We start from the raw sequence: 7,816 nt of genomic DNA, 5'->3' as shown, positions 1-7,816 counted from the left end.
CTTAGATTCTTAGATTCTTAGATTCTTAGATTCTTAGATTCTTAGATTCTTAGATTCTTAAAAATAAATTTACTTTGTAAATTTATTTTTAACTTGAGTTTACACAATAAAAAAAGCCTCTTCAAAAGAAGAGGCTTTAGTACTCAGAGCGGGACTTGAACCCGCACGAACATTGCTGTTCACTGGATTTTAAGTCCAGCGTGTCTACCAATTTCACCATCCGAGCATTATATGGTCTTGAGCGAAAAACGGGGCTCGAACCCGCGACCTCGACCTTGGCAAGGTCGCGCTCTACCAACTGAGCTATTTTCGCGTTTCAAATTCTAGTAAGAACTGCAATACTTGACTTGTTCTGTATTGCGAGTGCAAATTTAGGACATTTATTCAATTACACAAGCGTTTTTTGAAAAAAAATTACACTTATTTTATAACTTTCTGATAACCTAAACTTTAAATATGAAAATTATTTTCTTACCAGCATTCTTTTTATCTCATTCAGCTTCATCAGCGCTTCTACTGGAGTTATCGCGTTTATATCAAGGCTTAAAATCTCTTCTTTTATTTCTTCCAACAAGGGATCATCTAAATTAAAGAAGCTCATCTGCATTTCATCATTTGTAGATTTGATTCCGTTTAAAGCATCGCTAGAATGGTTCTTCTCTAATTTCTTTAAAAGTTTTTGTGCTTTCAAAATTACAACCTGAGGCATCCCTGCCATTTTTGCAACGTGAATTCCAAAACTATGTGCACTTCCTCCTTTTACCAGTTTTCGAATAAAAAGCACAGTGTCTTTTAATTCTTTTACTGCAACATTGTAATTCTGAATCCTAGGCAACGATTCTGTCATCTCATTCAATTCATGATAATGCGTCGCAAATAAAGTTTTAGGTTTTGATGGATGTTCGTGCAAGAATTCAGCAATCGCCCAAGCAATCGAAATTCCGTCATACGTGCTTGTTCCTCTTCCAATCTCATCTAATAAAACCAAACTGCGGTCTGAGATATTATTCAAAATAGATGCTGTTTCATTCATTTCTACCATAAAAGTAGATTCTCCCATCGAAATATTATCAGAAGCTCCTACTCTAGTAAAGATTTTATCTACAATTCCCATTCTAACACTGTCTGCCGGAACAAAACTTCCCATTTGAGCTAACAAAACAATAAGAGCTGTTTGTCTCAAAATAGCCGATTTACCAGACATGTTAGGGCCGGTAATCATAATAATCTGCTGGGTTTCCCTATCTAAGAAAACATCATTCGCAATATATGGTGTTCCTACTGGCAATTGTTTTTCGATTACAGGATGTCTACCATTTTTGATTTCTAATTCGAAAGTTTCATCAATTTCTGGACAAACATATTGATTCTCTACAGCTAATTGTGTAAACGAGCACAAACAATCTAATTGCGCGACCAAATTCGCATTCATTTGAACTGGCTTAATATAAGTTGCAATCCAAGCTACTAATTGCTCAAAAAGATCCGTTTCGATTTTATGAATCCTTTCTTCAGCACCTAAAATCTTGGTCTCGTACTCTTTTAATTCCTCTGTGATGTAACGTTCGGCATTTACTAAAGTCTGCTTTCGAATCCATTCTGTTGGAACTTTGTCTTTATGCGTATTTCGAACTTCAATATAATATCCAAAAACATTATTAAATGAGATTTTCAAAGACGATATTCCCGTTCTTTCTGATTCTCTTTTTTCAATTCCTTCTAAGTATTCTTTTCCAGAAGTAGAAATCGCACGCAGTTCATCTAACTCTTCACTAATACCTTTTGCAATCGCATTTCCTTTTGCAATTGCTACAGGAGCATCTTGATTTAAAGTTGTTTTGATTTTTTCTCGTAATAAATCACAAGCATGCAAACTGTCTCCAATCACTTTGACTGCTTCCTGCGGACTTTGTAATGCCAAAGTTTTTATTGGAATAATTGCATGTAGCGATTCTTTCAAATAAACAATCTCACGAGGAGAAACTTTTCCGGCAGCAATTTTAGAAATCAAACGTTCTAAATCTGAAATCTGTTTGATCTGATACTGAATATTATGCAGCACTTCAGGATTAGATTTCAAATACGAAACCACATCATGACGTCCTTTTATTTTATTACTATCTTTCAAAGGCAAAGCCAGCCAGCGTTTTAGCAAACGTCCTCCCATCGGCGAAAGCGTTCTGTCAATTACATCTAAAAGTGTAACTGCATTGGGATTATAGCTATGATATAATTCTAAATTTCTGATTGTAAAACGATCCATCCAAACATAAGCATCTTCTGCAATACGTTGAATCGCAGTAATATGCTGTACACGATTGTGTTGTGTTTCGGACAAATAATATAAAATAGCTCCAGAAGCAATAATTCCTTCTTTTAATTCCTCGACTCCAAACCCTTTTAGAGAAACAGTTTGAAAATGTTTGGTTAAAGTTTCTAAAGCGTAATCTTCCTTATAAATCCAATCTTCTAAATAAAAGCTATGAAAATCATCTCCAAAAGCATCTTTAAAATCAATTTTATTGTTTTTAGGAACCAGGACTTCACTCGGATTAAAATTCTGCAAAAGCTTATCTATATATTCAGCATTTCCTTGAGCTGTTAAAAACTCTCCTGTTGAAACGTCCAAAAAAGAAATTCCGATATTTTTATTAGCAAAATAAACAGATGCCAAAAAGTTATTCGATTTAGATTGTAAAACTTCATCGTTTAAAGAAACTCCCGGAGTCACAAGTTCTGTAACACCGCGTTTTACGATGGTTTTAGTCATTTTCGGATCTTCAAGCTGATCGCAAATAGCAACACGAAGTCCGGCTTTTACTAATTTTGGCAAATAGGTATTAATAGAATGATGTGGAAAACCAGCCAAAGCTGTTTCAGTTTCAGAACCCGCACCTCTTTTTGTTAGTGTTATTCCAAGAATTTTAGAAGCTCTAATAGCATCTTCTCCAAAGGTTTCATAAAAATCACCTACTCTGAAAAGCAGACATGCATCAGGATATTTTCTCTTGATTTCGTTGTACTGTTTCATTAAGGGTGTTTCTTTCACCACTTTCTCTTTCGCTGCCAAATTATTGTATTTTTAATGGAAAATTTATGACAGCGAATTTATAATATTTTAGTGGCATATAGAAGACTTCAAAAATTAAAATATTTTAAGAAATTTTTAAGTTGACATTTAAGAATTTTACATAGATTTGTTCATAATTAAAACAAAGACTCTAAAAGATGAAAAAAATAATCTTAATTGCTATGTTAGCTGTAGTTGGAATTACAGCTTCTAATGCTCAAGCTAAAAAAGCTAAAGTTGCTAAAGTTGAAGGAGCTGGTATGGCTTTTGAAACAGAAACTATTGACTACGGGACTATCGCTCACAATGCTGATGGAAAACGTGAGTTCGTTTTTGTAAACAACGGAACTAAACCATTAATCATTACAAACACACAAGGATCTTGTGGTTGTACTGTACCAACAACTCCAAAAGAGCCAATCGCTCCAGGTGCTAAAGGTATTATTGGTGTAAAATATGCTACTGACAGAGTTGGTGCTTTTACAAAAACAGTAACTGTTACTTCTAATGCTGAAGGACAACCAACAAAAGTACTTACAATTAAAGGTACAGTTTTACCAGATCCTGTAAAAAGCTAATCTGAAAACAAAATAAAATAATCGAAAAAGCTTCCTTATCTTTGGAAGCTTTTTTTATGACCTGAATGCAGCACAAATGAGAAAACTTGAAAATAGCGAACTGGAACGCAAATCAATTGAAGATTTTAAAAAATCAGAGAAAACACCTCTAATATTAGTATTAGATGATATTCGAAGTTTGCACAATATCGGATCTGTATTTAGAACTGCAGATGCTTTTTTGATTGAGAAAATAATTTTGTGCGGTATTACAGCAACTCCTCCCAATAAAGAAATTCATAAAACTGCTCTTGGTGCAACCGAAACTGTTGCTTGGGAACATCATGAAAATGTTTTGGAAGTTATTGAAAATCTAAAAAAAGACAATGTACTGACTCTTGCTATTGAACAAGTTGAAAGTGCTATTTTTCTTCAAGATTTTAAAGTGGAGAAAAATCAAAAATATGCTTTAGTTTTTGGAAATGAAGTTTATGGTGTAGCACAAGAAGCGGTTGCTATTTGTGACGGCTGTATCGAAATTCCACAATTAGGAACGAAACATTCTCTGAACATTGCAGTCAGCGCCGGAATTGTAGTTTGGGATTTATTTCAGAAATTAAATTGGCCAAATACAGTTTCGTAACTGTAAATGTTATTTTCTAATTGATTCTAAGTTCAAATGTTAGAAATTGAAATATATTTTTTTATTATTATAAAATTGATACTTTTATAAAATGAAAAGTATCAATTTCTTTAAAATATTAATTTTATTCTTTATTTTAAGTTTTAATTCATCTCATGCGAATGAAATATTTAAAACTTTAGATAAAACTGCAATTTCAAAAATAAACGACACTCTTAAGTCGAATAAAAAAAACAGCACACAAACAATATTAGCGATAACTCCTCCTGTAATTAAGGCAACTGGAGATCAATTGTACTGTCCTTTAAATTCTATAAAAATTGTAACTGATTTTAGCATTACACATGATCCTGCAGAAACAGGAACACAAGCAGTCTACATTCAGATTTCATCCGGTTATTCTAGTGGCTTAGAACAGCTTTCACTTTCAAATCCGGCTTTGCATCCTACTATTGTGGCAAGCTGGGATGCTACCTCTGGAAAATTAAAATTATCAAGCCCAACTGGATTAGATGTTTTATATTCTGATTTTGTAGAAGCCGTTAAAGATGTTGTTTTTACAAATTCATCAGCCACTGCATCCGGGACAAGAACTTTTTCTATCACTATTGGTCAAGCGAACTATTTACCATCTACACAACACTATTATTTATTTGTTCCCAGTATCGGAATAACTTGGACAGCGGCAAGAGATGCTGCCGACACCAGTACTTATTATGGCCTTAAAGGATATTTAGCCACTATTTTATCTGCAGACGAAGCAAAATTGATTGGGGAACAGGCTTCGGGAACTGGCTGGATTGGCGGAAGCGATGCCGAAACTGAAGGTGTTTGGAAATGGGTAACTGGTCCAGAAGCAGGAACAATTTTTTGGAATGGAACAGGAAACGGATCAACTCCAAATTTTGCTTTCTGGAATACTAGCGAACCTAACAATCAAGGCGGGAATGAAAAATATGCCCACATCACTCAGCCCGGAGTGGGAATAAAAGGCTCTTGGAATGATTTATCAAATACAGGAGACACAAGTGGCGACTACCAGCCCAAAGGATATGTTGTAGAATATGGCGGATCTCCTGGAGAACTTCCATTACAAATAGCTGCAAGTACGAAAATTACAATTCCGACAATTACAACTGTACTTACTCCTAAACCTGTATGTGATTCAGGAAATTTCACTATAGATGCAACGGCAACTGCTGGCGCAACAATCAATTGGTACAGTCAAGCAACTGGCGGCACTCCTATTGCTACAGGAAGCTCTTATACTACCCCAATACTAAATACAACAACAACTTATTATGTTGACGCAGGGTGTGAATCAAACCGTAAATCAGTAATTGCTGTTGTCAACAAAACTTCTGCAACGCCAACTGTAGCATCTTCAGATGTTTCAAGATGTGGTCCTGGAACTGTAAATCTTCAAGCCAGTACAGATGTTGGAGTTATTAATTGGTACACAAGTGCAGCGGGCGGGACAAGTATATTTACTGGTAATAATTTCACAACTCCTATACTTTCGTCGGCAACAATTTATTATGCAGAAAGTTCTAACAATGGCTGCATCAATACCAATCGTACTCCAGTAAATATCAAAATTTATACACCACCTGCTGTTATAGATGAAGAAGTTTCGATGTGCCAATTTCAAAAGAAAACATTGGATGCTGGAGTTGCTGGAATGACTTATTTATGGTCAAACGGAGCAACAACTCAAACAACCGAAATCAGCACAGGAGGAACTTATACAGTTGATGTTACAAGTCCGTCTCCGGAAAGCTGTACCAGCAGAAAAACAATTAAAGTGGAGGAGCATGAGATTCCGAAAATTGATCGTATCGACGTAAACGGAACCAGAGTTGTAATTTATCTCACAAAAGAACAAGACTATTTTGAATATTCTGTTGATGGATTAAATTTTCAGGATTCAAATGTGTTTTACGATGTGCCAGGAGGATTACAAACTGCTTACGTAAAGGAAAAAAGCGGCTGTGGCGGCACAGCACAAAACTTCGTTGTACTTGTTTTTCCTGCCTTTTTTACACCTAATAATGATTCTTATAATGATTTATGGGAAGTTGCGGGAATGGAAAATTATCCGCAAGCACAAGTCACTATTTTTGACCAATACGGAAAATTATTAGCCCAATTAAGTGCTTCCAGAATGAGCTGGGACGGCACTTTTAATAAAATTCCTTTGCCTGCCTCAGATTATTGGTATGCCTTAAAGATTGACAATACGAAACCTGTTTTGAGAGGTCATTTTTCATTAAAAAGATAACTAAATAGATAATGTGTCAATTAGGAAATTAGATAATGTTGTGTAAAATTGTCTAATTGGCACATTATTCAATTTTCTTCTGGATTTCATTTAAAATAAAAAGATAATCTTCATGTTTTTTTACGAAATCTTTCTCAGAAACATCAATAATTAAGACATTCAAATCGGTTTGAGATTTAATATAATCTAAATAGCCGTTATTGATTTTATCTAAATAATCGGCCTCGATATTTTGTTCGTAACTTCTGCCGCGTTTTTTAATATTTTGAAGAAGTCGCCCTGAATTCTGATATAAATAAACATACAAATCAGGCTTTGGCATTTCTTTATAAATAATATCGAATAAGTTTCGGTACAAACGATATTCGTCTTCGGCGAGCGTAATTTTAGCAAAAATTAATGATTTAAAGATGTGATAATCCGCTACAACAAAATCTTTAAACAAATCAAATTGTGCTAAATCATCTGATAATTGCTGATAACGATCAGCCAGAAAAGACATTTCTAACGGAAAAGCATATCGGTTTTGGTCTTTATAAAATTTAGGCAAAAACGGATTGTCTGCAAAACGTTCTAATACGGTTTTTGCGTTAAAATCTTCTGCTATTTTGTGTGCTAAAGTCGTTTTTCCTGCACCTATATTTCCTTCAAAAGCAATGTAATTAAATTTTTCTAATGCAATTCCCTGCAAAGGGTTTTTTAAATTTTGTACAACAGTACAAACACCTTCGTCTGGACTATTAGCTATTAATTCTGAAATAGATTTCTGAAAAACAGGATGTTTCCAATCTAGTTTTAAATCTTGCATAGGCAGTAATACAAAATTTCTATTTTGCATCAGCGGATGCGGAATCTGAAGTTTTTCAGATTCAATAATTTCATCATCAAAAACAATTAAATCAACATCGATAATTCGAGATTGATATCCTTGCTGATTTGATCTTATGCGACCTAATTGTTTTTCAACTTTTAAAACCTGATTTAGTATTTTTTGTGCTGATGAAGTGCTGTACAAAAGCAGTGCGCAATTATAAAAAGCATCACTTTCAAATCCCCAAGCTGGTGTTTCGTATAGTTTTGAAACTTTAATTACGGTTCCCACTTCCTGGTGTATCAAATTAATACAACTTTCGATGTTTTCTAACCTGTTCCCTTGGTTGCTTCCTATAGATAATACGACTTGGTGCTGTGATTTCATAATTAATGCAAATTAACTAAAACTATTTCAGAATTAACCACATTATTTACCTCAAGAATCAGAAGTC

5 protein-coding genes and 2 tRNA genes are annotated in these 7,816 nt (G+C 34.4%); 3 read left to right on the top strand and 4 right to left on the bottom strand.

The window, feature by feature from the left end; all coding sequences use genetic code 11:
* Positions 1–140 precede the first annotated feature (140 nt).
* The 3 genes from IR010_RS19655 to mutS all read right to left on the bottom strand — a co-directional run bounded on the left by IR010_RS19655 (position 141) and on the right by mutS (position 3,070).
* Positions 141–226, bottom strand: a tRNA-Leu gene (locus tag IR010_RS19655).
* Positions 227–240: 14 nt separating this feature from the next.
* Positions 241–313, bottom strand: a tRNA-Gly gene (locus IR010_RS19650).
* A 150-nt stretch (positions 314–463) separates the two neighbouring features.
* Entirely contained in the window at positions 464–3,070 is a 2,607-nt protein-coding gene (mutS, locus tag IR010_RS19645) for a DNA mismatch repair protein MutS (RefSeq protein WP_194606057.1), read from the bottom strand.
* A 158-nt stretch (positions 3,071–3,228) separates the two neighbouring features.
* Here mutS and IR010_RS19640 point away from each other — a divergent pair, with 158 nt between their 5' ends.
* The 3 genes from IR010_RS19640 to IR010_RS19630 all read left to right on the top strand — a co-directional run bounded on the left by IR010_RS19640 (position 3,229) and on the right by IR010_RS19630 (position 6,551).
* Positions 3,229–3,648: a DUF1573 domain-containing protein gene (locus IR010_RS19640; RefSeq protein WP_029273217.1), complete on the top strand. Its 420-nt coding sequence runs from the start codon at positions 3,229–3,231 to the stop codon at positions 3,646–3,648.
* A gap of 76 nt (positions 3,649–3,724) precedes the next feature.
* On the top strand, positions 3,725–4,270 hold the full coding sequence (locus tag IR010_RS19635) for an RNA methyltransferase (RefSeq protein ID WP_194570537.1): 546 nt from the start codon (positions 3,725–3,727) through the stop codon (positions 4,268–4,270).
* A 91-nt stretch (positions 4,271–4,361) separates the two neighbouring features.
* Positions 4,362–6,551, top strand: a complete 2,190-nt coding sequence (locus IR010_RS19630; RefSeq protein WP_194606055.1) for a T9SS type B sorting domain-containing protein — start codon at positions 4,362–4,364, stop codon at positions 6,549–6,551.
* A 64-nt stretch (positions 6,552–6,615) separates the two neighbouring features.
* Here the strand turns inward: IR010_RS19630 and folK are convergent, their stop codons facing one another.
* A complete protein-coding gene (gene folK, locus IR010_RS19625; protein WP_194606053.1) occupies positions 6,616–7,749 on the bottom strand; it encodes a 2-amino-4-hydroxy-6-hydroxymethyldihydropteridine diphosphokinase in 1,134 nt (377 codons plus the stop codon).
* Positions 7,750–7,816 lie beyond the last annotated feature (67 nt).

Source organism: Flavobacterium sp. MR2016-29 (assembly GCF_015350695.1).
In the GTDB taxonomy this organism is placed as follows: Bacteria; Bacteroidota; Bacteroidia; order Flavobacteriales; family Flavobacteriaceae; genus Flavobacterium.
Note: the sequence above shows the minus strand (reverse complement) of the source record. Positions and strands in the feature narration are given on the sequence as shown.